This is a genomic window from Enterobacter cloacae complex sp. 372C4, from assembly GCF_050030615.1.
GTDB lineage: Bacteria > Pseudomonadota > Gammaproteobacteria > Enterobacterales > Enterobacteriaceae > Enterobacter > Enterobacter intestinihominis.
The window spans coordinates 3349589-3373705 of record NZ_JBLGUQ010000001.1; the positions used below are offsets into that span (position 1 = coordinate 3349589).

Genomic DNA, 24117 nt, shown 5'->3' on the forward strand with positions numbered 1-24117 from the left:
TAAATGTCTTGGGAAAATCAAAACGATATTATGGAATTATTTATCCTTAATTTCACGGAGTCATTTTTTTCGGTTCGCTTTAATTATATTCACCATGCAAATGTATTTTACGCAGACGGCGGAGAAACGCAGAGCTTATGCATTTTTTCAATGAATGTTGAAAAAACAGAGCTATTCAGTGATGAACGGCCGTAGAGCATATAGATCTTTAATTCAGGCAGCGCAAACGGTGGCTCAAGCCTTTTTAATTTCAAAGATTCTTTAAATGTTTCATAGATCGACACGGGGATATAGCCTAACAAATCAGATGAACTGACCATAGAGATGAGAGAGCTAAGGGAGTCGGTGCGAAAAGCAATATTTCTTTCCGGAAAAGCGTCATTGGCCCGACTCTGGAACTCTTTTACACCCGGATGAGCACTCTGGTAAAAAGTGAATTTCTCCTGGTATAGCGCGTCCACCGTAGCTGTGTCAGCGAGCCTTGGGTGGTCTGCTCTACAGATTAAGGCTATCGGCACCGTAGTGAAGTGGGTGCAGACCACAGAGCGATTGTGGATAGGTGCGATAGAGAAGATGAGATCGGCTTTACGATAGGCCAACAAATCTTCCGCTGATTCGGAGGAAATAAGCATATCTCTTTGTTCTATCTCATAATTCTCCTCAGATATTAAAAGCTTCAACGGTTCCAGCATCGAACCAGGAGACACCATTTGAGTGCAATAGATAACGAACTTTTTCTTGATGTCCGAGTGATGCATCATGTTGATCGTCTGCTCAAGCTGATTGAGATTTTTTTCCAGATGATGATGCAAGTTGGTACCTACCGTGGTGGGCGTAATTCCCTTCCCTGAACGGATAAACAGGGGGTCATCAAGCTGACCGCGCAGGCGTTGCAGCGACTGGCTGACGGCGGATGGTGTGATATAAAGCGTCTCGGCAGCCCTACTGATACTGAGATGTTGGTAAATGCATTCGAAGATAACTAACAGATTGAGATCGAATTTTTTTAGGTCGTAGAGGTTTGCCATGTTTCGTCCTGAGTGAGTTGAGTTTGCTGTCGTTATCACACCATGGAGTACGACAGAGTGTAGTTACCCTTTACAATCCGTGTGAATAACTCGCTTAATTTAAAATTTAAGTGATCTTAATATATCACGGCTTTGGATTATTGAAACATATCTTCAAGAGTTATTAAGATAATTTTATCTTTAAAGTGTGATTGAATTATTTGAATGACAAATGGCGTTTATATATAGCGTGAAACCCATAATGAAATTAAATTTTTAATGTTTCAATGACCTGTTCGAATCTGCCTATCACAGCCATAGGCAGGACTATCCCTCTTATGCATTGCTCATTGCGCGCAGGGGTGCTGTAATCAAACCGCTGTTACGGCCTTGATACAAGGTATGTAGAGCGCAACGCAACGCCAGCTTCGGCTGGCACTGAATGTACCTGCGGGGAATTCAGGTATCAGGGCCGCCCGTTGAGGCGGCCTTTTTACTTTCAGGCTTTCCTGTAAAAGGTTCACCTTGCTGTCTTGTTGCTGTTGTAAGGTTTGGCTGATTGATTTGATAAAGCATACGCATTAGCCCCGATGAACAAAGTTGGTTACCTTACACCTCAACGAAAACACGGAGGAAGTACAGATGTCCTTGATTAACACCAAAATTAAACCTTTCAAAAACCAGGCGTTCAAAAACGGTGAGTTCATCGAAGTTACTGAGAAAGATACCGAAGGCCGCTGGAGCGTGTTCTTCTTCTATCCAGCTGACTTCACCTTCGTTTGCCCGACCGAACTGGGCGACGTTGCAGACCACTACGAAGAACTGCAAAAGCTGGGCGTAGACGTTTACTCTGTTTCTACCGATACCCACTTCACCCACAAAGCGTGGCACAGCAGCTCTGAAACTATCGCGAAAATCAAATACGCGATGATCGGCGACCCGACTGGCGCCCTGACCCGTAACTTCGACAACATGCGTGAAGATGAAGGCCTGGCTGACCGTGCGACCTTCGTTGTTGACCCGCAGGGCATTATCCAGGCTATCGAAGTTACCGCTGAAGGTATCGGCCGTGATGCATCTGACCTGCTGCGCAAAGTGAAGGCGGCTCAGTACGTTGCTTCTCACCCAGGCGAAGTGTGCCCGGCGAAATGGAAAGAAGGCGAAGCGACGCTGGCTCCATCTCTGGACCTGGTCGGCAAGATCTAAGTCTGTAAAGCCTGGCGGCGCTACGCTTGCACAGGCCTACAGTATCGTAGGCCGGGTAAACGAAGTGCCACCCGGCAATCAATGGGCGCTCCCCGCGCCCATTTCATTCCAGCACCATGATGCAAGTTGCATTCAGGCAGCCCGTATAAGGCGGCTTGCATGATGACGTTTTAAGAGAGGGAAGAATAATGCTCGACACTAACATGAAAACCCAGCTCAAGGCCTACCTTGAGAAACTGACCAAACCTGTTGAGCTGATTGCCACGCTGGACGACAGCGCGAAATCGGCAGAAATCAAAGCGCTGCTGACAGAGATTGCTGAGCTGTCGCCGAAAGTGACCTTCAAAGAAGACAACACGCTGGCAGTCCGTAAGCCTTCTTTCCTGATCGCCAACCCAGGGTCTGACCAGGGGCCGCGTTTCGCGGGTTCTCCGCTGGGGCACGAATTTACGTCCCTGGTGCTGGCGCTGCTGTGGACCGGTGGTCATCCGTCAAAAGAAGCGCAGGCGCTGCTGGAGCAGATCCGCGATATCGACGGTGATTTTGAGTTTGAAACCTATTACTCGCTCTCCTGCCACAACTGCCCGGACGTGGTGCAGGCGCTGAACCTGATGTCAGTGCTCAACCCACGCATTAAGCACACGGCGATTGACGGCGGTACGTTCCAGAACGAAATCACCGAGCGCAACGTGATGGGCGTTCCGGCGGTTTACCTGAATGGTCAGGAGTTCGGCCAGGGGCGTATGACGCTGACCGAAATCGTCGCCAAAGTGGATACCGGCGCAGAAAAACGTGCGGCGGAAGAGTTGAACCAACGTGATGCGTACGACGTGCTGATTGTTGGCTCCGGCCCGGCGGGCGCGGCGGCAGCGGTTTACTCCGCACGTAAAGGGATCCGTACCGGTCTGATGGGCGAGCGTTTCGGTGGTCAGGTTCTGGATACCGTAGACATTGAAAACTACATTTCCGTGCCGAAAACCGAAGGCCAGAAGCTGGCCGGGGCGTTGAAAGCGCACGTCAGCGACTACGACGTGGATGTCATTGACAGCCAGAGCGCCAGCAAACTGGTTCCGGCCGCGGTCGAGGGTGGTTTGCACCAGATTGAAACGGCGTCCGGCGCGGTGCTGAAGGCGCGCAGCGTGATCATTGCCACTGGCGCGAAATGGCGCAACATGAACGTGCCGGGCGAAGATCAGTATCGCACCAAAGGCGTGACCTATTGCCCGCACTGTGACGGCCCGCTGTTCAAAGGTAAACGCGTAGCGGTGATCGGCGGCGGTAACTCCGGTGTGGAAGCGGCTATCGATCTGGCGGGAATTGTTGAACACGTTACCCTGCTGGAGTTCGCCCCTGAGATGAAAGCGGACCAGGTGTTGCAGGATAAAGTGCGTAGCCTGAATAACGTCGACATTGTGCTCAATGCCCAGACGACAGAAGTGAAAGGCGACGGCAGCAAAGTGACCGGTCTGGAATACCGTGACCGCGTGAGTGGCGATATTCACAGCGTACCGCTGGCGGGGATCTTCGTTCAGATTGGCCTGCTGCCAAACACCACCTGGCTGGAAGGCGCAATTGAGCGCAACCGCATGGGCGAGATCATCATCGATGCGAAATGCGAAACCAGCGTGAAGGGCGTATTTGCGGCGGGCGACTGCACCACCGTGCCGTACAAGCAGATCATCATCGCTACCGGTGAAGGTGCGAAAGCCTCGCTGAGCTCGTTTGATTACCTGATCCGCACCAAAACTGCATAATAAAAGAAAGCAAGACGACACCTGCAATACAAGAGGCCACCAAAAGGTGGCCTCTTTTTTTATCTGACGACCATCACCGGAATGTGGGTGTGGCGTATCACGCTGGAGGCGTTCGACCCCAGCAGGTGCGTGGTAATAGACGGGTTGCGCGAACCAATCACTACCACGTCGGCATTTAATTCCCCGGCAAGCTCATTTACGGCGTCACGCACGCTACCGAACCGGACGTGGGTTTTTATGCGGGAAGGATCGATGCTGAAGTGCCCGACCATGGTTTGCAGGCGCGTCTCGGCTTCATGCTGTAAATGCTCTTCAAAACGACGCACATCAGCAGCGAAACGATGCAGGCTCAGGCTGGCAGTGCCCGGTAAAACATGCAGAAGATGAATAACTCCGTCCTGCTGCGCGAGAAATTCCGCATGACGTACAGCCTTATCACTCAGTTCCATTTCGAAAACATCAACCGGCATAATGATTGTTTGATACATAACCGTTTCTCCTTGTTTATAAACGCTGAAATCATTCAACCACAAAATATAAAAGGTTTCTGTAATCCCGACAGCACTTTTTTATCTCGCCAGGATAAATCTCAAAACAGCCGGATTCCGGGGCAGATCCCGAGAGGTAGCTACCCTTTTATAAGCTTACCCACACCCTTTCGGAGGTTGCATGAAAGCTCTCACCTATCACGGTCCACATCATGTTCGGGTCGATAATGTCCCCGATCCGGGCATCGAACAGCCTGACGATATCATCCTGCGCGTAACGGCCACGGCGATCTGTGGTTCTGATTTGCATCTTTATCGCGGAAAAATTCCCAAGGTCCAGCACGGCGATATCTTTGGTCATGAATTTATGGGCGAGGTGGTGGAGTGCGGGAGCGAAGTGAAAAACGTGCAGAAAGGTGACCGGGTGGTGATCCCATTTGTGATTGCCTGCGGTGACTGCTTCTTTTGCCAGATGCAACAGTACGCGGCCTGCGAAAACACGAACCGCGGGCAGGGCGCGGCGCTGAACAAAAAGCAAATTCCCGCCCCTGCCGCGCTGTTTGGCTACAGCCATCTTTACGGCGGCGTGCCGGGCGGACAGGCGGAGTATGTGCGCGTCCCGAAAGGCAACGTGGGGCCGTTTAAAGTGCCTCAGCTGCTGTCAGACGACAAAGCGCTTTTCCTGTCAGATATTCTGCCTACCGCCTGGCAGGCGGCGAAAAATGCGCAGATCCAGAAAGGCTCCAGCGTCGCCGTATTCGGGGCCGGGCCGGTGGGGTTACTGACCATTGCCTGCGCGCGGCTTCTCGGCGCAGAGCAGATTTTTGTGGTTGACCATCATCCCTATCGTCTGCGGTTTGCCCAGGAGCGCTACGGCGCGATCCCGATTAACTTTGATGACGATAACGACGCGGCGGAGAAAATCATTGAGCAAACGGCCGGGCAGCGCGGGGTGGATGCGGTGATTGATGCCGTCGGGTTTGAGGCCAAAGGCAGCACGACGGAAACGATCCTCAGTAACCTGAAAATTGAAGGCAGCAGCGGCAAAGCCCTGCGCCAGTGCATTGCTGCGGTGCGACGCGGCGGCGTGGTCAGCGTGCCGGGCGTGTACGCCGGTTTCATCCATGGCTTCCTGTTTGGCGATGCCTTCGATAAAGGGCTGAGCTTTAAGATGGGGCAGACGCACGTCCACGCCTGGCTGGGAGAGCTGCTGCCGCTTATCGAAAAAGGGTTGCTTACACCGGAAGATATTGTGACCCACTATCTTCCGCTGGCTGATGCGGAGCGCGCCTATAAGATCTTCGAAAAACGGGAGGAGGAGTGCCGCAAGGTGATCCTGGTGCCTGGCGCAGATACCCCGGAGGCAGCGCAGCAGAAAGTGAAGGGACTGGTGAATGCCTTCCCCGGCGGCGTTGTGTGAGGTTTCGTCCCCATGGCACTACAACAGAGTAAGCGTGGATTAAGCGGTTTTTGTCCGATATAAGACAATCGGGTGAATTTGCGGAAAGAGGATGCAGGTGCATCCTCTGTGCAAAGCGGGGTCGCTTGTTCAGAAGGGATTAACGCAGGTAATCGCCAGCGGCTTCGGGCTGGTAGAGCAGCTCAAGTACTTCCAGATGGGCTGAGGCGCCGCCCGGGAGTTCCCAGTGGATAGTATCGCCCGTGCGCAGTCCAAGCAGCGCCGCGCCCACGGGTGCCAGCACCGAAAGCTGCATGCTGCTGTCGGTCATCTGCGCCGGATAGACCAGCGTACGGGTGAGTTCCTCCCCGGTGGTCAGGTTGCGGAACTTCACCTGGCTGTTCATGGTGACCACATCATGCGGCATGGTCTCAGGCGTACACATCTGCGCCCGGTCTAGCTCTTCGTTCAGCGCATCGGCAACCGGCAGCGAGGCGAATTCTGGTTTCTCCAACAGTCGGTCAATACGTTCTGCGTCGAGTTCATTGATGATAATCGTAGGTCTGGACATTTTTACTCCATGTCGTTAATGCTGCGTGTAACGCAGAAACCAATCCAAAAGAAAACCCTCGCCGTCTGGCAGCGAGGGTTTAACTTATCTGATGATACTGTCTGAAACCCTAAGTTTGAAGTGATGAAGGTCACATTCGTGCGCCATATGAATTTTTGGCAATAAACCCGGCATCCCGATTCACGCTGAACGGAAATTTCGTTACGCTGGTAAAACTTAAACCGGGCAATGCGCGTTGCAGCCCCAGCGTAGAGAGAGCGATATGTACTTTTACCAACCGTCTCAGGGGCACGGTCTGCCGCACGACCCGCTGAACGCCATTATCGGTCCACGTCCGATTGGCTGGATTTCATCCTGTGATAAGGCCGGTCAACTGAACCTTGCCCCGTACAGCTTCTTTAACTGCTTTAACTATCGCCCACCGATCATTGGTTTTTCCAGCAACGACTGGAAGGATAGCGTGCGGAATATTACCGAAACGCAAGAGTTTGTCTGGAACCTCGCAACGCGCGATCTGGCTGAGGCGATGAATGAAACCTCCGCCACACTCCCTCATGGCGAGGATGAATTTACCTTTGCCGGCCTGACGCCCGTAGCCAGCCAGCTTGTGAGCTCGCCGCGCGTGGCGGAAAGCCCGGTGAATTTCGAGTGTCGATTGTCACAGTGCATTCAGTTGACCGGCGCGGATGGGACACCGATTGATACCTGGCTGGTGCTCGGCGAAGTGGTGGGCGTCCATATCGCTGAGAGTTTGCTGGAAGAGGGGATTTACCAGACCGCGAAAGCGCAGCCCATTCTGCGTGCGGGTGGACCGTCCGCCTACTACGGCATCAGCGACAGCCATCGCTTCGATCTGGTACGCCCGGATGCGCGCAGGAACAATCAGTAACCGGCTTTATCGATAACAAACTGTTTGCCGCAGTTGCCCGGATGCGGCTGTGGCGCAAAGGTGCTGGCTGAGAGCGAGTTGTTAATGGTGCTGGATTTTAGCGAGATCTGCATCTCGGTCAGATAAGCCGGATTGCCATGGCAGGTAAGCTTGAACGCTTTTACGTTCTGTTTCCCCCAGCTTTTGGCCACGGCTGCATCAAAATCGCTACGGCGGACGGTCTTGCCATAGTTTTCCGCCAGAAATTCCCCAACCGCACTATTTTTCACTTCCTGGTTCATGCGCACCATGGTGCCGAAGTAAGCGTCGGGATCAAAACCAAAGCAGACGCCGTGTTTCGCGTATTCATAACGTTCAAGGCAGGAGTTGCCGCCCGCGCCGGGCATCACGCTGTTCAGCTTCGCCGCGCCCGTTAGCGATAGTCCGGTCTCTGCGGCGTCACATTTGCGGCTGGCTTTTGCTTCCGGCATATTCGGAACCGGACGAGTGGCACAGCCGAAGCGCATCCAGCGGCGTTCATCCACTCCGCGAGCGGCAATAGATTTCGGCAGCGCTGGCCATAAGCCGTGGACGGTCAGAAAATCGGTTTTGTTGCTGCTCTCTTTTTGCAGGCGACACTCTTCCGGTTCGTCACGGTTGCGTTCGACCATACTCTGGCAAAATCCCGTTTGCCAGGAAAGAGCCAGAACGTAGCGATCGAAATCGCCATACTGGGTTGGCTTAAGCGGATCTGCCTGAATTGAGAAGACACAGAGTGCAAGCGCTACTGCGCCAGACGGGATAACGATATCCTTCCTGAACATTTGCTTTCCTGATTGGTTGGGCGCGATTAATTTCTGGAGGTTATTAAAGCACAAAAAGCGCCCGCAGGCGCTTTTTGGAAAGCAGGAATTTCGCTTAGGCAGCGCCGGGAACCAGCACTTCGGTGGCGATAATAACGATAATCAGGCCAACCAGCACCGGCACTGACGTGCGTTTTACCACTTCAAACGGAGAGATTTTTGCCATCCCTGCAACCGCAACCACCACGCCCGATACCGGAGAAATGGTACGACCCAGGTTGGAGGCCTGGAGCATCGGAATGGACAGGTAAGCCGGGTTGATGCCGGAGGAGTGTGCCAGCTTAGGGATCATCTCAACAAACGCATAGAACGGCGCGTTACCGGAGCCGGTAGTCATCGCCGCCAGCATGGTCAGTACCACCAGCACCAGCATCAGGATAATGCTGGCCGAGCCGAACGAGGTGGCGATAGAGATCAGGCTCTGGATAAAGCCGATTGTGCTCAGCCCCTGAGCAAACACCCCTGCGGCAACCAGCAGCATCACCACGCCCGCGAAGGCATCCGCCATGCCGCGGAAGGCGACTTCAAGACCCGTGAACACCTTCTGGGTATTAAAACCACGAACAAATTCCAGGATGGCCGCCAGCAGCATACAGATCACCAGGATAGTGATGATGTGCAGCTGAGGGCCCCATTTGCCGTCAAAAATAAGCACGCCAATAATCGGCGTGAAGGGCAGGATGGAATAAAACGCCGGGGCGGTAGTGGTGATTTCACTGACGTCCATCATCTCATGGCTGACGTTCTCTTTCTTATCGAGGTAGCGTTGCCAGAAGAAATGCGCCACGCCCATGCCGAGAATAGCGGTGATGGAGATTGGCAGTGTGGTTTTGAAGGCGAAGTCAATCAGCGACATTTCCGCGGCTTTCGCGGCCAGCACCACGTCACCGGAAGTAGGGGAGAGAATAATCGCCGCCGGAGAGGCGCAAATAGCCGCCGCTGCGCCACGGCTGATCCCGACGTTAACCATTACCGGGAATAACGTCGCCATTAACAGCACGCCAAGGCCTGTTGCTGAGGAAACGGCTAATGACATCAGACAGGCCAGGAAATAAGCCGCGACCATCAGCAGATAGGGGGAGTTAATATATTGCAGCGGCTTAGAAGCCAGCTTCACCACCATATCATTCGCACCGATATGGGTCATATAGGCAGCAAATCCGCAGAGCATCATGATCATCATGCCCAGGTCGCCGCCGCGGCTCATCAGCAGAATTTTTATATATTCCACAATATCGGTAGCGGTATATCCGGTGCTGGCTTCGCTGGCGGGTAAAACCTGATGACCCATTAGCGCGCTAATGATCAGCAGCGTCAGGCCGCCGACAAATAGCACACCGGTGGCTGAGTAACCTTTAATGATGTAGCGTGCTACACCGACAATGACCACGACTCCAATGAGGAGTTCGAGAAAAGTAAGCATGATTTCCCCTGTATCCTTGCTGCCCGAGAGACAAATAATCAATAAAAAAGAAGCCTGAAATGTGCCGAATAAATGGCCAGTCCTTGCTGATTAAAATCAAGAAAGAGACTACTAAAGGCAATGATGACGATATTTTTGCTAACCCTGCGTCATTTATATTAAGACGTTATTGACCTGATGAATAGATATTATATGTCATTAAATTGATGGTGAAGTGTTAAGGTTTTGAGTATTACTTGCCGACAATCGATTTAAAAACGTAAATCTCTTTAAAACTACTTCTCTTTCATTCTTTTGCCTGCTTATACTCGGTTCACTTTTACCCTATCCGACGATCTGAATATGCACGCCAGCTGGACGTATCGTATGCGCTTTATCAAAAAACATCTGCTGATGTTTTTGCTGGCGTTTGGCTGGCTGTTAATCCAGAGTCAGGTGGCCGTCGCCTCCCATCAATGTTCAATGGATTTGCGCGGTGAGGTGGCCACCATCCAGCATATGGATATGATGGCGGAACCGGGGCTGCATTATGCTGCCGGTGCTTCACCGCTGTGTGAAAAACATTGTGTGCCGGATCAGGTACAAAAAGAACCTGCCCAGCCGCATCTGGTGGCGCTGCCTGCCGCCATGACGCTGACCTTAACGACGCCAGAGTGTTCATCTGCAAGCCATTCTGCGTGGTCTGTTACCCCTCCTGCTGTGGGGCCGCCGGCAACGATCCGCTATTGCCGGTTTCGGGAGTAAAAACCTGTTAATTCGTTGATTTTATTTACTTAACGTTTAACAGGAGTTTTATCATGCGTACCCTATTCCTTTCCGCGCTGGTTGGCGCGTCCATCTCTTTCGCTTCTTATACCGTTCAGGCAAACCAGACCTGGCAGGGCCGCGGCGTGGTTCAGTCGATCTCTGACAATGCCGTCATGCTCCGTCACGAGGCCATACCGGAACTAAAATGGCCAGCGATGACCATGCCGTTTACTTTATCTGCCGGCGCCACGCTGAATGGCGCCAAACCGGGGGATGAGGTGACCTTCACGCTTGAGCGTGCGGGTGACGGTTTCCAGATTATCTCGCTGACGCCAGCGCGCTAAGCGAGGTCACCATGAAACAACACTCACTGAGCCTGTGGCTCGGTGGGGTGTTGTTCGGCCTGTTAACCTCCGCCGCGCAGGCGGAGCCGTGGACGCTCGAACACACCCTGACCGAAGCCCAGCGCTACTCGGCAGAACTCTCCGCCAGCCGTAACGAAGCGCAGGCGCTGGATGCGATGGCGGATTCCGCCACGCAATTACCTGATCCAAAACTGAAATTCGGTATTGAAAACGTGCCGGTACAGGGCAGCAACGATCGGCGGCTTACGCGCGAAGGGATGACCATGCAGAAGGTTGGCATCATGCAAAGCTACGTCAGCTCAGAGAAGCGGGAACGTAAAGCACAGACTTTTCAGGCGCAGGCGCGAAGCGTGCTGGCAAAATCCGAGGCCGTACGTGCCGCGCTTCAGCGTGATACCGCCCAGGCCTGGCTGGATCTGGCGCTGGCACAGCAGGCGCTGAAAACGGCCAGAACGCTGGTCCGTGAAACGGAACGCCAGCGGGGCGTGCAGAAGGCGAGCGTCGGGGCGGGAGGCGCAACGCCGGACAGCGCACTGGCCCTGCAAATGATCCTCAGCGCCATGCGCGACAAAGAGACGCTGGCGCAGCGGGATGTGCAGCTGGCGCAAAGCCGTCTGCTGGAGCTAACAGGGCACGCTATTACGGCGGTTCGCGGTCCGCTGCCGCGCTATCAGCGCCTTCCTGCCGATGAAAAAACGTTGCAGGAGGGGATTGCCAGACACCCGGAAGTGGAGGCCGCGCGACGTGAAGCAGAGACCGCGAAAGCGCGTTCAGCGCAATCTGCCGTGGCAGCGCTACCCGATGTGGATGTGGAGGTCTATTACGCCCACCGCGCCGAAGGCTATGACGATATGGCTGGCGTGATGTTCAGCGTGGATCTGCCTTTGTTCCAGTCAAAACGTCAGGACAAGGATTACGCCGCCGATGTTTCCCGCTCAATGCAGGCGGTGGATCAACTGACGCTGCTCAAACGCGAACACATTGCCCAGGTGCAAACGCTGGTGGCGCAGTATCAGGCTGCGCAAACGGTGTGGCAGCGTCAGCGGGATGAGGTACTACCGTTGCAGCGACAACGGCTGGCGGTGCTGACGGCGCAATATCGTTCTGGACAGTCGGCGCTTCCGGCCCTGCTGGAGGCGCGTCGTGGCGTACTGGATACGGAACTGGCGGTGAACCAGGCGGAGCGCGAAATGGCGCGAACCTGGGCTGCCGTGAACTGGCTGATCCCGCAGGAGCTGGCGCAATGAAAAAAACAACGTTAATGGCGATTGCCATCGCGATAGCTGCCGTTGGCGGCTATTTTGTCGGACAGAAGCAGACGCATCAGCCGGATGCGGCTTCACAACCCTCAGAACGCAAGGTGCTTTACTGGTACGACCCCATGGTGCCCGGTCAGCGCTTCGATAAGCCGGGTAAATCCCCCTTTATGGATATGGATCTGGTCCCACGCTACGCCGATGAAGCGCAGGCGGCGTCAGGCGTGGCCATCAGCACTCAACAGCAGCAAAACCTGGGGATGAAAACCGCCAACGTTGAGATGCGCCAGCTGGTTTCGCCGTTCTCGGCCTTTGCCACGGTTGCAACGGATGAACGTAACGTCTCGGTGTTGTCAGCCCCGGCCAATGGCGTGGTGTCAAAATTGTTTGTTAATGCGCCGCAGCAGCAGGTAAAAGCCGGAGAGGCGCTGGCGCAACTGTGGATCCCGCAGTGGACCGCCGCCCAGCAGGAGTATCTCGCGGTTCGTCAGCTTGGCGATGCCGCATTGACCCGCGCCGCACGCGAGCGGCTGGCGTTGCAGTTTATGCCAGAAGAGGTCATTCGTTTGCTGGAGCGTAGCGGTAAGCCGCAGACCACGCTCATTCTGCGCACCGACCGGGCGGGCTATGTGGTGAAGCTGGACGTGCGGGAAGGGGCGCAAATCACCGCAACGGCGCCGCTGTTTGAGATCGCCAGCCTCGATCCGGTCTGGCTGGTGGTCGACTACCCGCAAACGCAGGCGCAGTCTCTGGCGGTGGGCAGCAAGGTGGTAGCAACCTCAGAAAGCTGGCCGGGGGAGCAGTTCCACGGCACGGTCAGCGAATTGCTGCCGCAGATGGAGGCGGCCACGCGAACCCTGAAAGCCCGTATCGTGCTGGAAAATTCCGCACATAAGCTGAAGCCGGGCATGTACCTCTCCGTCAGCCGTGCGGAAGAGCTGAAAGGCCCGCCGGTGCTGGCGGTGCCGGAAGAAGCGGTGATTAACAGCGGAGAGTCTGCGCGTCTGCTGCTGGCTACCGGGGACGGTTATTTTCAGCCTGTGACGGTGAAAACCGGCCTGACGGCGCAGGGCTGGACGGCGATCCTGTCCGGGGTCAAAGAGGGCGATAAGGTGGTGACGTCCGGGCAATTCCTGATTGATTCCGAAGCCAGCCTGCGTAGCGTGATGCCGGAGGTGACGCCATGATTGCCGCTGTGATTCGCGCCTCGTTGCGTAACCGCCTGCTGGTGATCCTGGCCGCGCTGATGATGGCCAGCTGGGGCTGGTGGGCGGTGCAGCGCGCGCCGCTGGACGCGTTGCCCGATCTGTCTGATGTGCAGGTCATTATCAAAGCGAGTTACCCCGGGAAAGCGCCGCAGGTGATTGAAGATCAGGTGACCTGGCCGCTGACAACCTCCATGTTGTCTGTGCCGGGTGCCAAAACCGTGCGCGGTTTTTCAATGTTTGGTGACGCTTATGTGTATGTGCTGTTTGAGGATGGCACCGATCTCTACTGGGCGCGATCCCGGGTGCTGGAATATTTAAGCCAGGTACAGGCGCAGTTTCCGCCGGGCGTGAAGGTGTCGCTGGGGCCGGATGCGACGGGCGTGGGCTGGATCTACGAATATGCGCTGATCGACCGTAGTGGAAAACACAGCATGGCAGATCTGCGGGCCCTTCAGGACTGGACGCTTAAGTTCGAGCTTAAGACGGTACCGAATGTATCTGAAGTGGCAAGCATTGGCGGAATGGTGCGTCAGTATCAGATCGTGGCGGACCCGGCGAAAATGCGCGCGCTGAATATTACCCACAGCCAGCTATCCGGCGCGGTGCAGGCCGCCAATAAAGAGAGCGGCGGCGCCCTGCTGGAGATGGGCGAAGCGGAGTATATGGTGCGGACAACGGGCTATTTGCGCTCGCTGGAGGATTTTCGCAATGTGGTGATCGCCACCCGCGATGGCGTACCTGTCCTGTTGAAAGATGTCGCCACCATTGGCATTGGCCCGGAGATCCGCCGGGGCGTGGCGGAGCTTAACGGTGAAGGGGAGGTTGCTGGCGGCGTAATCGTGATGCGCTACGGGCAGAACGCGCTGGAAACCCTTCGCGCGGTAAAAGCGAAACTGAGCGAGCTGCAAAAAACGCTGCCGCAGGGCGTCGAGATTGTTCCGGTCTACGATCGCTCCACGCTGATTGAGGAGTCGGTCAAAACGCTGACGCACAAGCTGCTCGAAGAGTTTGCCGTGGTGGTACTGGTGTGCGCGCTGTTCCTGTTCCACCTGCGTTCCGCGCTGGTGGCGATGGTTTCTCTGCCGCTGGGGATCCTCGGGGCTTTTGTGGTGATGCACTATCAGGGCATTAACGCGAATATGATGTCGCTCGGCGGGATCGCCATTGCCATCGGAGCGATGGTGGATGCGGCAATTGTCATGATTGAAAACATGCACAAGGTGCTGGAGCAGTGGCGGCATGATAATCCGGGCAAGGAGCCTGCGTCGGGAGAGTACTGGCGTCTGGCGGAAAAGGCGGCGGTTGAAGTGGGACCGGCGCTGTTTTGCAGCCTGTTAATCATCACGCTGTCATTTATACCGGTATTTTCGCTGGAAGCGCAGGAGGGGCGAATGTTCTCGCCGCTGGCGTTCACCAAAACCTGGTCGATGGCCGTGGCCGCCGGGCTTGGGATCACTCTGGTGCCGGTGCTAATGGGCTTCTTTATTCGCGGGAAAATCCCGGATGAGAAGGCAAACCCGATAAACCGCCTCCTGATCCGCCTGTATGAGCCGCTGCTTGATAAGGTACTGACCTTCCCGAAAACGACCCTGGCACTGGCATGTCTGCTGCTGATCGCCACGCTCTGGCCGCTGAGCCGCCTGGGGAGTGAGTTTATGCCGCCGCTGGATGAAGGGGATTTACTCTATATGCCCTCCACGCTGCCGGGGATCTCTGCTCGCGAGGCATCGCGGCTGCTTCAGCAGACGGACCGCTTGATCAAAAGCGTACCGGAGGTGGCGAGCGTGTTTGGCAAAGCTGGTCGGGCGGAGTCGGCAACCGATCCCGCGCCATTAACCATGCTGGAAACAACTATCCACTTTAAGCCCCGAGAGCAGTGGCGGCCTGGAATGACGCCGCAAAAGCTGGTGGAGGAGCTCGATAAAACCGTGTCGCTGCCGGGCATTGCCAATGTGTGGGTGCCCCCTGTCCGTAACCGTCTGGACATGCTGGCAACCGGGATCAAAAGCCCGGTCGGCATTAAGGTGAACGGCAATAATATTGCCGACATTGAGCGCGTGGCCCGGCAGATTGAGCAGGTGGTGAAGGACGTTCCTGGCGTCTCCTCGGCGCTGGCGGAGCGACTGGAGGGCGGGCGCTACGTGGATATTCGTATCGACCGGCAAAAAGCCGCGCGCTACGGCGTTTCCGTCGATGAACTGCAAAGCCTTGTCTCCACGCTGGTCGGGGGCGATAACATTGGTGAGGTGATCCAGGGACGCGAGCGGTACCCCATCAACCTGCGTTATCCCCGCGATTTGCGTGATAACGTCGACACGTTGCGGGTGTTGCCGGTAGTAACCGCCAGCGGTAGCCAGGTGGCGCTGGGGGAACTGGCCGATATCGTCGTGACGGAAGGCCCACCGATGCTAAAAAGTGAAAACGCGCGCCTTTCCAGTTGGATCTACGTGGACTTACGCGGGCGCGATCTGAAGTCCGCCGTAGATGAAATGCAAAAACGGGTGGAGGAGAAGGTGGTATTGCCGCAGGGCGTATCTCTCTCCTGGTCCGGGCAGTTTGAATATCTGGAACGGGCGACCGCGACGCTTAAAATAGTCTTACCTGTCACGCTGATGATTATATTCATCCTTTTATGGTTAACCTTCAGGCGGATATCAAATGTCCTGATAATAATGGGGACATTGCCTTTCGCGCTTATTGGTGGGGTGTGGTTATTATGGCTGCTTGAATATAATTTGTCTGTGGCGGGGGCCGTTGGCTTTATCGCCCTTTCCGGGGTGGCAGCAGAATTCGGCGTAATTATGGTTCTATATTTGAATCATGCGCTTGATAAATATCACAGGCTTGAGCCAGAAGGGGGAAATACGGTGCTATTGCGGGCGATCCACGAAGGTGCCGTGCTGCGCGTGCGTCCGAAGGTGATGACGGTCGCCACGATTATGGCGGGACTGCTGCCCATCATGTGGGGCAATGGGAGTGGCTCGGAGGTGATGCAACGTATTGCTGCACCGATGATTGGTGGCATGGTTACTGCACCGTTATTGTCGATGTTAGTTATTCCCGCACTCTACAAATTGTTACATCAACGTTAAAAATGTCAACTGCATGTGCTTATTCAGGCATGCAGTTTATGTATCGTCAGACTATTCTCAGGAACGGGATGGTAATTAGGAATAACACCCATGCTGTTAAGCGTTCATTCAAGTATTCTGTGCTAAGGTCTGCACCGAATACTAAATATGGTAATGGCATTGTGATTGTACGAATTAAATTCCCCCTGATTTTATTGTTTATTATTGCGCAGTTATCATTTGCGTCTGCTGTTAATGCACAGAGCAATACAGCGGATAAAAGCGGGTTCACCACCTTCACGGATAACGTTGCGCAAACATGGAACGAACCTGAACATTACGATCTCTATATTCCGGCCATTACGTGGCATGCACGTTTTGCCTACGATAAAGAAAAAACAGACCGTTATAACGAGCGTCCGTGGGGGGCTGGTTTCGGTCAGTCTCGCTGGGATGAAAAAGGTAACTGGCATGGCCTGTACCTGATGGCGTTTAAGGACTCCTACAATAAATGGGAGCCTATTGGTGGCTACGGCTGGGAAAAAACCTGGCGTCCGTTATCAGACGACAACTTCCGTCTGGGACTGGGCTATACGGCAGGGTTTACGGCGCGTGATAACTGGAAATACATTCCTGTTCCGGTACTGTTGCCGCTTGCCTCCATCGGCTATGGTCCGGCAACGTTTCAGATGACCTACATACCGGGTACGTATAACAACGGTAACGTTTACTTTGCCTGGATGCGGTTTCAGTTTTAACTGCATTTGTCTGGTAAATCGGCCAAAAAACGCACAGACATTGAAATGTAAAGGATAAAAATCGGACAGCGAAAATTAACGCGACTTTTGTCACTTTTTATCAAAGATCCGCTGGACAAAACGCCTCACAATTGTTGTACTGATACCCGACACAGCATTTGTGTCGTTTTTTAATGTAAAGGTAATTTTGATGTCTAAGATTAAAGGTAACGTTAAGTGGTTTAATGAGTCCAAAGGATTCGGTTTCATTACTCCTGAAGATGGCAGCAAAGACGTGTTCGTACACTTCTCTGCAATCCAGTCTAATGGTTTCAAAACTCTGGCTGAAGGTCAGCGCGTAGAGTTCGAAATCACTAACGGTGCCAAAGGCCCTTCTGCTGCTAACGTAATCGCTCTGTAATTCAGACGCGTCAGCAAGAATTTCAAAACCCGCTCAATGAGCGGGTTTTTTTCGTTATGAATCAACCAAAAAGATAGATCTTCAGAAAGCTGGCGACGATCGCGACGCTTAGCAATACCATACCCACGCATGACAGATTCTCTCTCATGCTATCACCCTCGTTCAATATTGAGCCAAGAATGACAGAGAAAAATTAAGCCAACATTAAGGTTGTCGCGCTTAATGTCCGCTGGCGGAGGAAAATAACCAGAATGCGATCGCAGTCATCGCAAACGAGCCAAGCATGTTAACGGCAATGTTCGTCAGCGCCCAGCCCATCCGGCCTTCCTGAAACAGAAACACCACCTCCGCAGAGAAGGTAGAAAACGTCGTTAAACCGCCGCAGAAACCGGTCGTAATCAATACCTTCCACATAGGGTCGATGTTGGTCATGCGATTAAACCACGCCAGCCCCATCCCGATGATAAATGCCCCGATCAGGTTTGCCGCCAGTGTCCCCATCGGAATGGCCTGATGCAGCGGGTTAAACCGCATGCTTAAGAGCCAGCGCGCAACGCTACCCGTGCCCCCACCAATAAAAACGGCTATAAGTAGTTGTAACACTGTCAATACCTGCTATTTGCTGTGTAAGTGCGTCGAGTGTAACGCTGTTTTTAACCGGGAGACAATTATGTATGTTGCAGTAGGGCAGTTTGCGGTGACGCCGGACTGGAATGAAAACGCGGACAAGTGCATCTCCCTGATGAACCAGGCGAAGCAAAAAGGGGCGGCGCTGCTGGTGCTTCCTGAAGCGTTACTGGCGCGCGATGATGGCGATCCGGACCTGTCGGTAAAGTCTGCGCAAATGCTGGAAGGGGCGTTTCTGAAACGACTGCTGGCCGAAAGCGTCGGTAACGCGCTCACCACCATTTTGACTATCCATGTTCCCTCCACGCCGGGGCGGGCGGTGAACACGCTGGTGGCGATACGTGAAGGCACAATTGTCGCAAGCTACGCCAAACTTCATCTGTATGATGCGTTCAGCGTCCAGGAGTCGCGACTGGTCGATCCGGGGAGTGTAATTCCGCCGCTGATTGAGGTGGAGGGTTTTAAGGTTGGCCTGATGACCTGCTACGATATCCGTTTTCCGGAGCTGGCGCTGAACCTGGCACTACAGGGGGCCGAGGTGCTGGTTCTGCCCGCCGCGTGGGTCAGAGGACCGCTTAAGGAGCATCACTGGGTAACGCTACTGGCCGCACGCGCGCTGGACACCACCTGCTATGTAGTGGCTGCGGGTGAATGTGGCAATAAAAATATCGGGCAGAGCAGGGTTGTCGATCCGCTGGGAGTGACCGTAGCCGCGGCGGCGGAAGCGCCTGCTTTACTGCTGACAGAGATAACGTCAGCACGAATAACGCTTGCGCGTCAGCAATTACCTGTTCTGCGCAACCGCAGGTTTGCGCCACCGCAATTAATATGATGTTTTTTTCAACAATGCTTGATTCACCTTGTTACAGATTGCTATTGTGTGCGCGCGCCTGATGACCGTTAATACGTTCAGGTTTCTTTGGCGCTGAATGCAGCCTGTTTCATGTAAAGAAGGTATTTATGGGTGAGATTAGTATTACCAAACTGCTGGTGGTTGCCGCACTGGTCGTCCTGCTGTTCGGTACCAAGAAGTTACGCACGCTGGGTGGAGACCTGGGTGCTGCCATTAAAGGCTTTAAGAAAGCAATGAACGATGACGACGCGGCAGCGAAGAAAAGTGCCGAAGATGACATCGCAGCACAGAAGCTTTCACACAAAGAGTAATGGCAATGCTGCAAGGCTTGCATAAAAAAACCGGCTCACGAGGCCGGTTTTTTGTTTTACTGTAAATAAGTTTTACAGCTTTATTTCACTTCTTCGCCCTTCGCCTGCATATCGGCGTGATAAGAGGAGCGAACAAACGGACCGCACGCAGCGTGGGTAAAGCCCATCGCCATCGCTTCGGCTTTCATTTCATCGAACTCATCCGGACTCACGTAACGCTGTACAGGCAGGTGGTGACGGCTTGGCTGTAGGTACTGCCCCAGCGTCAGCATGGTGACGCCGTGGCGGCGCAGATCGCGCATCACTTCAATGATCTCAGCGTTGGTTTCACCCAGTCCCACCATCAGGCCAGACTTGGTAGGAATATGCGGATGGGCTTCTTTAAAGCGCTCCAGCAGCTTCAGCGACCAGTTGTAATCTGCACCTGGACGCACCTGACGGTAGATACGCGGTACGTTCTCCAGGTTGTGGTTGAACACGTCTGGTGGCGTCGCGGTCAGGATATCGAGCGCGCGGTCCATACGGCCACGGAAGTCCGGCACCAGCGTCTCAATCTTAATGTTCGGGCTTTTTTCGCGGATGGCGGTAATGCAGTCAGCGAAATGCTGAGCACCGCCATCGCGCAGATCGTCACGGTCAACGGAGGTGATAACAACATAACGCAGCGCCATATCGGCAATGGTCTGCGCCAGTTTTTGCGGTTCGTTAGCGTCAGGCGCAACAGGACGGCCATGAGCAACGTCACAGAACGGACAGCGGCGGGTGCAGATGGCACCCAGAATCATAAACGTCGCGGTACCGTGATTGAAACATTCAGCAAGGTTAGGGCAGGAGGCCTCTTCACAGACAGAGTGGAGGCCATTTTTGCGCATCGCCGCTTTGATCCCCTGAATACGCGAAGAGTCAGCCGGAAGTTTAATTTTCATCCATTCCGGTTTTCTTAACAGCGCCTCGCGCTCTGTAGCCACGTTTTTAACCGGGATAAGGGCCATTTTATCGGCATCGCGGTATTTAACACCGCGTTCCATCACAATGGGTTTACTCATAGCGTGCGTGTTCCAGTTGCGAATATCGAAGGAAAGCGTTTCAATTCAAGGGAATGTTGTAATTATCAACTATTTTTGAACGAACGACAGGCAGTATAACATTTAAAGGGGCGGTAAAGCAGCCTGCCAGGTCGCCAATTTGTAAAATAGTTGTTGTTTTGTGCCTTTTGCCCCGCATGCGGCAGGGCCTTACGCTGAAAGGCGGATCAAAAAGTCTGGCGGATCACATTGATGACGTTTTCCAGCACCGGATCGCGCAGGCTTAGCTTGTTGTAATGCAGTAGATTTCAATAGATTCCGTCGTAAGTTGACTTAATGGAATGCTCTCCAGTGGCCAGCACTTTTGAAGCAAAGTGAAGAGACGCACAGGCATGATACAGAGCAAGTCGCTGCTGCCAATCAGGGCCGCGAGGGTAAACATATTGTAACTGCTAAAGCTGATCGGACGGTCCGGGAAGAGTTCGTCAATACGTTGTCGCAGAGGATCCTGACCCTGTCCTTCGGACATAAATGTCGCATGTTCGTAATGGCGCAAATTTTCTGGCGTCAAAGGTGCGCTCAACGCAGGGTGAGCCTGACGACAAACGAGCGCCAGCGTGTCGGTATAAAGTACGTTATGCCCTAACGCTCTGGCCGTAAAGCTATTGCCGTCGATGATCAGGTCCGTCTGGAATTGCGCCAGCTGTGTTTCCGGATCGGTGACGGGCACGTTGCGAATAAGCAACTGTGGCGCATGCTGTTTCACCGCCTGATAGATGGCCGGCATGACCAGAACGCCCACTGAGGGAGAGGTGCCTATGGTGATAGTTCGTTGCTTATCATAACTGCCGGTGAGATCCAGCGCGCCCAGTATTGATTCCAGACCCTGGCTGATGTACTCGTGCAGATGGGTGGCGTACGCAGTTGGGGTTACGCCCTGGCCTTTACGAATAAATAACGGATCGGGAAATATCGCGCGCAATTTTTGAATTGACTGGCTAATAGCAGAGGGCGTGAGATTAAGAATTTTCGCAGCATTAACGATACCTTTATGGACATATACCGCCTCAAAAATAGTCAATAAATTGAGATCAATATTACGTAAAGTCCGAAAAATTTGCGGCTTATCTTCGCCGCTGGTTTCATTCAGGCGTTTGGCTGGTAAATTAGTAGGCTCCACGCTCTTACTCCGTATCCATTCACAATATGAATGATAGTTGAATTTATTTATTATGCTTGCAGAGATTCGTAAAGTGTTTAGTAAGTTTCCATTATTTATCGAAAACAAGCAGTTGGGTGATTGTCACGCACGTTACACGAAACCCGGTGATGGTTCTATTAAGGTTCTAATTAATATGTGACGCTAATATATGGGCGACTCGAAAATATAGAATATGCGGTTTATTGTAAAGCGTAAATGCGGTAATTAAGCAGTGGCTGGTCAAATAATTGAGCCACTGCCCGAGGTAAGTTAAGCAGCAATATATTCGTAGGTGGGATTGTTAAGCAGTGCTAAAAAGTTCTTCAGAAGCACGGGCCGGATATTGTCAGGCGTGGCGGTATCGACCCACTGGCGCATTTGCGTCATTTCCATACCGGCATACCCACATGGGTTGATGCGCTGGAAGGGGGCCAAATCCATATTGATATTCAGCGCCAGCCCGTGGAACGAGCAGCCTTTTCGGATACGCAGCCCCAGCGAACAGATCTTCATCTCTCCCACATAAACGCCCGGGGCATCGGCGCGAGGGTGAGCGTCAATATCGTACTCAGCCAGCGTATTCACCACGGTTTGCTCCAGTAAGGTCACGAGCTCACGCACGCCCAGCTTTCTGCGTTTCAGGTTAAGCAGAACATACATCACCTGCTGGCCCGGGCCGTGGTAGGTCACCTGTCCACCGCGATCGCTCTGGATCACCGGGATATCGCCCGTCATCAATAAATGTTCGGCTTTTCCTGCCTGGCCTTGAGTGAACACCGGCAGGTGTTCAACCAGCCAGATTTCATCAGGCGTGGTGTCATCGCGCCTGTCGGTAAAGTCATGCATAGCCTGAGAGACAGGCTCGTAAGGCTGTAGCCCAAGATGGCGGACAAGAATTTTATCCTGGTACAAAAGGATGTCTCCGAAGACAAGGGAGAATAGGTAACGGGGAGTATATCACAGCGGGGAAGTGGGTTACCCGGCAAACCGGGTAACCGCAGAAGGACTACAGCACCATACGAACAATTTCAATATTGCCGAGCTCTTCGTACAGCGTCTCAACCTGCTCAATGTGTGTCGCAGTGATGGTGATTGAGACCGAGTGGTAGTTACCTTTGCTGCTCGGTTTGACTGAAGGAGAGTAGTCGCCCGGCGCATGGCGCTGTACCACTTCAACCACCTGATCAACCAGCTCAGGTTTCGCCAGACCCATTACTTTGTAAGTAAAAGGGGTAGGGAATTCAAGCAGTTCGTTAAGTTTGGTTTTCATGTCAGCTCCGGCGTGTGTATAAAAAATAATAACTCCCGCCACGGGGCGGGAGTTTTACTGATACGTAGTATATGGGGATCAAAATCACACTTTCAAGTGTTCAATTTTTAACCAAACCAGTGATGGAACATCAGCTTAATGTAATCAATGATTTTGCCGAAGAAATTGCCTTCAGGAATTTCCTCCAGCACCACCAGCGGGCGCTGATCGATGGTTTTTCCATCCAGCTGGAAGTTGATGGTACCCACGACCTGATTCTTTTGCAGCGGGGCGTGCAGCTCGGTGGTATTCAGCACGTAGCTGGCTTTCAGATCTTTCATACGACCGCGTGGGATCGTCAGATAGAGATCTTTGTCCACACCCAGGGAAGCACGGTCGTTATCGCCAAACCAGACAGGTTCAGAGGCAAATTCTTTACCGGCTTTCAGCGGATTCACGGTTTCGAAGAAGCGGAAGCCCCAGGTCAGCAGTTTTTTACTTTCCGTTTCGCGTCCTTTAAACGTGCGGCCTCCCATCACGGCAGAGATCAGACGCATCTGGCCTTCAGTGGCAGAAGCCACCAGGTTATAGCCGGCTTTGTCGGTGTGACCAGTTTTGATGCCGTCGACGTTCAGGCTATTGTCCCACAGCAGGCCGTTACGGTTGGTCTGACGAATGCCGTTGAAGGTGAACTCTTTCTCTTTATAGATAGAGTACTCGTTTGGCACGTCGCGGATCAGCGCCTGACCGATCAGCGCCATGTCACGCGCGGAGCTGTACTGACCTTCGGCGTCCAGGCCGTGAACGGTCTGGAAGTGGCTGTTTTTCAGGCCCAGCGCAGAGACGTAGCTGTTCATCAGGCCCACAAACGCGTCCTGGCTGCCCGCTGCAAAATCGGCCATTGCCACGCAGGCGTCGTTACCGGACTGCAAGTTGATGCCACGGATAAGCTGAGAGACCGGAACCTGCATGCCTGGCTTCAGGAACATCAGCGATGAACCTTTGAACACCGGGTTGCCGGTTGCCCACGCATCGTTACCGATAGTCACCAGATCGGTTTCTTTAAATTTACCCGCTTTCATGGCCTGGCCGATAACATAGCTGGTCATCATTTTGGTCAGGCTGGCCGGGTCGCGGCGGGCATCGGCGTTCTGTTCTGCCAGAACTTTGCCGGAGTTGTAATCAATCAGGATGTAGGATTCCGCGTCGATCTGCGGAACGCCAGGGATCATGGTCTTGATGTTCAGGTCATCCGCGTGAGCTGCGGAGAACGCAGCAGCGCAAAGGGCCGTGGTCAGCGCCATGCGCTGCACAAAACGAGCAGAAAAAGTGGTCTTCATGGTCAGAACTACGACATCCGTGATGGAATTAAAAAAAGTGCCTTACTATAGCAAATGCTATACGGGCAGGCATCCGACTTTCATCATGAGAGTGTTAACGTGGTTTACACAAACTGACATTTCGGAT

The 24117-nt window shown here is 53.6% G+C and carries 23 protein-coding genes and 1 pseudogene; 13 read left to right on the forward strand and 11 right to left on the reverse strand.

Going from position 1 to position 24117, the window contains the following annotated elements; all coding sequences use genetic code 11:
• Positions 1–107: 107 nt before the first annotated feature.
• Positions 108–1028 carry a DNA-binding transcriptional repressor CitR gene (gene citR / locus ACQG11_RS16315; RefSeq protein ID WP_022647411.1) on the reverse strand — a complete coding sequence of 307 codons (921 nt, stop codon included), beginning with the start codon at positions 1026–1028 and terminating at the stop codon, positions 108–110.
• Between the two features lie 621 nt (positions 1029–1649).
• Here citR and ahpC point away from each other — a divergent pair.
• Together ahpC and ahpF are read left to right on the forward strand one after the other, a co-directional pair.
• A complete protein-coding gene (gene ahpC / locus ACQG11_RS16320; RefSeq protein ID WP_014882974.1) occupies positions 1650–2213 on the forward strand; it encodes an alkyl hydroperoxide reductase subunit C in 564 nt (187 codons plus the stop codon).
• Positions 2214–2401: 188 nt separating this feature from the next.
• A complete protein-coding gene (ahpF, locus tag ACQG11_RS16325; RefSeq protein WP_022647412.1) occupies positions 2402–3967 on the forward strand; it encodes an alkyl hydroperoxide reductase subunit F in 1566 nt (521 codons plus the stop codon).
• 59 nt (positions 3968–4026) lie between these two features.
• Here ahpF and uspG read toward each other — a convergent pair whose 3' ends face one another.
• A complete protein-coding gene (gene uspG / locus ACQG11_RS16330) occupies positions 4027–4455 on the reverse strand; it encodes a universal stress protein UspG (RefSeq protein ID WP_023299578.1) in 429 nt (142 codons plus the stop codon).
• Between the two features lie 181 nt (positions 4456–4636).
• Here uspG and ACQG11_RS16335 point away from each other — a divergent pair, with 181 nt between their 5' ends.
• Complete coding sequence (locus tag ACQG11_RS16335) at positions 4637–5875, forward strand: zinc-dependent alcohol dehydrogenase (protein WP_015571156.1); 1239 nt, start codon at positions 4637–4639, stop codon at positions 5873–5875.
• 139 nt (positions 5876–6014) lie between these two features.
• Here ACQG11_RS16335 and rnk read toward each other — a convergent pair whose 3' ends face one another.
• Positions 6015–6425 carry a nucleoside diphosphate kinase regulator gene (gene rnk, locus ACQG11_RS16340; RefSeq protein ID WP_022647414.1) on the reverse strand — a complete coding sequence of 137 codons (411 nt, stop codon included), beginning with the start codon at positions 6423–6425 and terminating at the stop codon, positions 6015–6017.
• A gap of 262 nt (positions 6426–6687) precedes the next feature.
• Between rnk and ACQG11_RS16345 the strand changes: the two genes are divergently transcribed.
• A complete protein-coding gene (locus ACQG11_RS16345; protein WP_395036423.1) occupies positions 6688–7314 on the forward strand; it encodes a flavin reductase family protein in 627 nt (208 codons plus the stop codon).
• Here the strand turns inward: ACQG11_RS16345 and rna are convergent.
• On the reverse strand, positions 7308–8117 hold the full coding sequence (gene rna / locus ACQG11_RS16350; protein WP_032624674.1) for a ribonuclease I: 810 nt from the start codon (positions 8115–8117) through the stop codon (positions 7308–7310). The genes ACQG11_RS16345 and rna overlap by 7 nt on opposite strands.
• A gap of 94 nt (positions 8118–8211) precedes the next feature.
• Positions 8212–9579 carry an anaerobic C4-dicarboxylate transporter DcuC gene (gene dcuC, locus ACQG11_RS16355; RefSeq protein ID WP_017382481.1) on the reverse strand — a complete coding sequence of 456 codons (1368 nt, stop codon included), beginning with the start codon at positions 9577–9579 and terminating at the stop codon, positions 8212–8214.
• 342 nt (positions 9580–9921) lie between these two features.
• On the opposite strand from dcuC, the gene ACQG11_RS16360 reads away from it, so the two are divergent.
• The 7 genes from ACQG11_RS16360 (at position 9922) to cspE (ending at position 17384) form a co-directional block, all read left to right on the forward strand.
• Positions 9922–10323, forward strand: a complete 402-nt coding sequence (locus tag ACQG11_RS16360; RefSeq protein WP_426728585.1) for a hypothetical protein — start codon at positions 9922–9924, stop codon at positions 10321–10323.
• Between the two features lie 53 nt (positions 10324–10376).
• Complete coding sequence (locus ACQG11_RS16365) at positions 10377–10670, forward strand: copper-binding protein (RefSeq protein ID WP_023299583.1); 294 nt, start codon at positions 10377–10379, stop codon at positions 10668–10670.
• Positions 10671–10681: 11 nt separating this feature from the next.
• Positions 10682–11938, forward strand: a complete 1257-nt coding sequence (locus tag ACQG11_RS16370) for a TolC family protein (protein ID WP_126503691.1) — start codon at positions 10682–10684, stop codon at positions 11936–11938.
• Entirely contained in the window at positions 11935–13134 is a 1200-nt protein-coding gene (locus ACQG11_RS16375) for an efflux RND transporter periplasmic adaptor subunit (protein ID WP_063948643.1), read from the forward strand. The genes ACQG11_RS16370 and ACQG11_RS16375 overlap by 4 nt, the downstream gene beginning before the upstream one ends.
• Entirely contained in the window at positions 13131–16247 is a 3117-nt protein-coding gene (locus ACQG11_RS16380; protein WP_426728586.1) for an efflux RND transporter permease subunit, read from the forward strand. Before ACQG11_RS16375 ends, ACQG11_RS16380 begins: the two co-directional genes overlap by 4 nt.
• 161 nt (positions 16248–16408) lie before the next feature.
• On the forward strand, positions 16409–16984 hold the full coding sequence (pagP, locus tag ACQG11_RS16385) for a lipid IV(A) palmitoyltransferase PagP (RefSeq protein ID WP_426728587.1): 576 nt from the start codon (positions 16409–16411) through the stop codon (positions 16982–16984).
• A 190-nt stretch (positions 16985–17174) separates the two neighbouring features.
• Entirely contained in the window at positions 17175–17384 is a 210-nt protein-coding gene (gene cspE, locus ACQG11_RS16390) for a transcription antiterminator/RNA stability regulator CspE (protein WP_002439184.1), read from the forward strand.
• A gap of 219 nt (positions 17385–17603) precedes the next feature.
• Here the strand turns inward: cspE and crcB are convergent, their stop codons facing one another.
• On the reverse strand, positions 17604–17987 hold the full coding sequence (gene crcB, locus ACQG11_RS16395; protein ID WP_017382474.1) for a fluoride efflux transporter CrcB: 384 nt from the start codon (positions 17985–17987) through the stop codon (positions 17604–17606).
• A 67-nt stretch (positions 17988–18054) separates the two neighbouring features.
• Here crcB and ACQG11_RS16400 point away from each other — a divergent pair, with 67 nt between their 5' ends.
• Positions 18055–18843, forward strand: coding sequence for a deaminated glutathione amidase (locus tag ACQG11_RS16400; protein WP_023299586.1), 789 nt, complete (start codon positions 18055–18057; stop codon positions 18841–18843).
• A 128-nt stretch (positions 18844–18971) separates the two neighbouring features.
• On the forward strand, positions 18972–19175 hold the full coding sequence (gene tatE, locus ACQG11_RS16405) for a twin-arginine translocase subunit TatE (protein ID WP_022647424.1): 204 nt from the start codon (positions 18972–18974) through the stop codon (positions 19173–19175).
• An 80-nt stretch (positions 19176–19255) separates the two neighbouring features.
• Here tatE and lipA read toward each other — a convergent pair whose 3' ends face one another.
• The 5 genes and pseudogenes from lipA to dacA form a co-directional block, all read right to left on the reverse strand.
• The gene (gene lipA / locus ACQG11_RS16410) at positions 19256–20221 is read right to left on the reverse strand and encodes a lipoyl synthase (protein ID WP_006809637.1); all 966 of its coding nucleotides are present in this window, start codon (positions 20219–20221) and stop codon (positions 19256–19258) included.
• Between the two features lie 206 nt (positions 20222–20427).
• Positions 20428–21380: pseudogene (locus tag ACQG11_RS16415) on the reverse strand (YbeF family transcriptional regulator).
• 291 nt (positions 21381–21671) lie between these two features.
• Positions 21672–22313, reverse strand: coding sequence for a lipoyl(octanoyl) transferase LipB (gene lipB, locus ACQG11_RS16420; RefSeq protein WP_023299587.1), 642 nt, complete (start codon positions 22311–22313; stop codon positions 21672–21674).
• 94 nt (positions 22314–22407) lie between these two features.
• On the reverse strand, positions 22408–22671 hold the full coding sequence (gene ybeD / locus ACQG11_RS16425) for a DUF493 family protein YbeD (protein ID WP_003858718.1): 264 nt from the start codon (positions 22669–22671) through the stop codon (positions 22408–22410).
• 107 nt (positions 22672–22778) lie between these two features.
• A complete protein-coding gene (dacA, locus tag ACQG11_RS16430; protein WP_003858714.1) occupies positions 22779–23990 on the reverse strand; it encodes a D-alanyl-D-alanine carboxypeptidase DacA in 1212 nt (403 codons plus the stop codon).
• Positions 23991–24117: the final 127 nt, after the last annotated feature.

Coding starts and splice junctions, on each gene's coding strand:
- ACQG11_RS16345 (WP_395036423.1), top strand. CDS start 6,688: ATGTACTTTTACCAACCGTCTCAGGGGCACGGTCTGCCGCACGACCCG.
- ACQG11_RS16335 (WP_015571156.1), top strand. CDS start 4,637: ATGAAAGCTCTCACCTATCACGGTCCACATCATGTTCGGGTCGATAAT.
- cspE (WP_002439184.1), top strand. CDS start 17,175: ATGTCTAAGATTAAAGGTAACGTTAAGTGGTTTAATGAGTCCAAAGGA.
- ACQG11_RS16365 (WP_023299583.1), top strand. CDS start 10,377: ATGCGTACCCTATTCCTTTCCGCGCTGGTTGGCGCGTCCATCTCTTTC.
- citR (WP_022647411.1), bottom strand. CDS start 1,028: ATGGCAAACCTCTACGACCTAAAAAAATTCGATCTCAATCTGTTAGTT.
- ACQG11_RS16370 (WP_126503691.1), top strand. CDS start 10,682: ATGAAACAACACTCACTGAGCCTGTGGCTCGGTGGGGTGTTGTTCGGC.
- uspG (WP_023299578.1), bottom strand. CDS start 4,455: ATGTATCAAACAATCATTATGCCGGTTGATGTTTTCGAAATGGAACTG.
- ahpC (WP_014882974.1), top strand. CDS start 1,650: ATGTCCTTGATTAACACCAAAATTAAACCTTTCAAAAACCAGGCGTTC.
- ACQG11_RS16380 (WP_426728586.1), top strand. CDS start 13,131: ATGATTGCCGCTGTGATTCGCGCCTCGTTGCGTAACCGCCTGCTGGTG.
- ACQG11_RS16400 (WP_023299586.1), top strand. CDS start 18,055: ATGTATGTTGCAGTAGGGCAGTTTGCGGTGACGCCGGACTGGAATGAA.
- tatE (WP_022647424.1), top strand. CDS start 18,972: ATGGGTGAGATTAGTATTACCAAACTGCTGGTGGTTGCCGCACTGGTC.
- lipA (WP_006809637.1), bottom strand. CDS start 20,221: ATGAGTAAACCCATTGTGATGGAACGCGGTGTTAAATACCGCGATGCC.
- ahpF (WP_022647412.1), top strand. CDS start 2,402: ATGCTCGACACTAACATGAAAACCCAGCTCAAGGCCTACCTTGAGAAA.
- ACQG11_RS16375 (WP_063948643.1), top strand. CDS start 11,935: ATGAAAAAAACAACGTTAATGGCGATTGCCATCGCGATAGCTGCCGTT.
- ybeD (WP_003858718.1), bottom strand. CDS start 22,671: ATGAAAACCAAACTTAACGAACTGCTTGAATTCCCTACCCCTTTTACT.
- dacA (WP_003858714.1), bottom strand. CDS start 23,990: ATGAAGACCACTTTTTCTGCTCGTTTTGTGCAGCGCATGGCGCTGACC.
- dcuC (WP_017382481.1), bottom strand. CDS start 9,579: ATGCTTACTTTTCTCGAACTCCTCATTGGAGTCGTGGTCATTGTCGGT.
- rnk (WP_022647414.1), bottom strand. CDS start 6,425: ATGTCCAGACCTACGATTATCATCAATGAACTCGACGCAGAACGTATT.
- ACQG11_RS16360 (WP_426728585.1), top strand. CDS start 9,922: ATGCACGCCAGCTGGACGTATCGTATGCGCTTTATCAAAAAACATCTG.
- rna (WP_032624674.1), bottom strand. CDS start 8,117: ATGTTCAGGAAGGATATCGTTATCCCGTCTGGCGCAGTAGCGCTTGCA.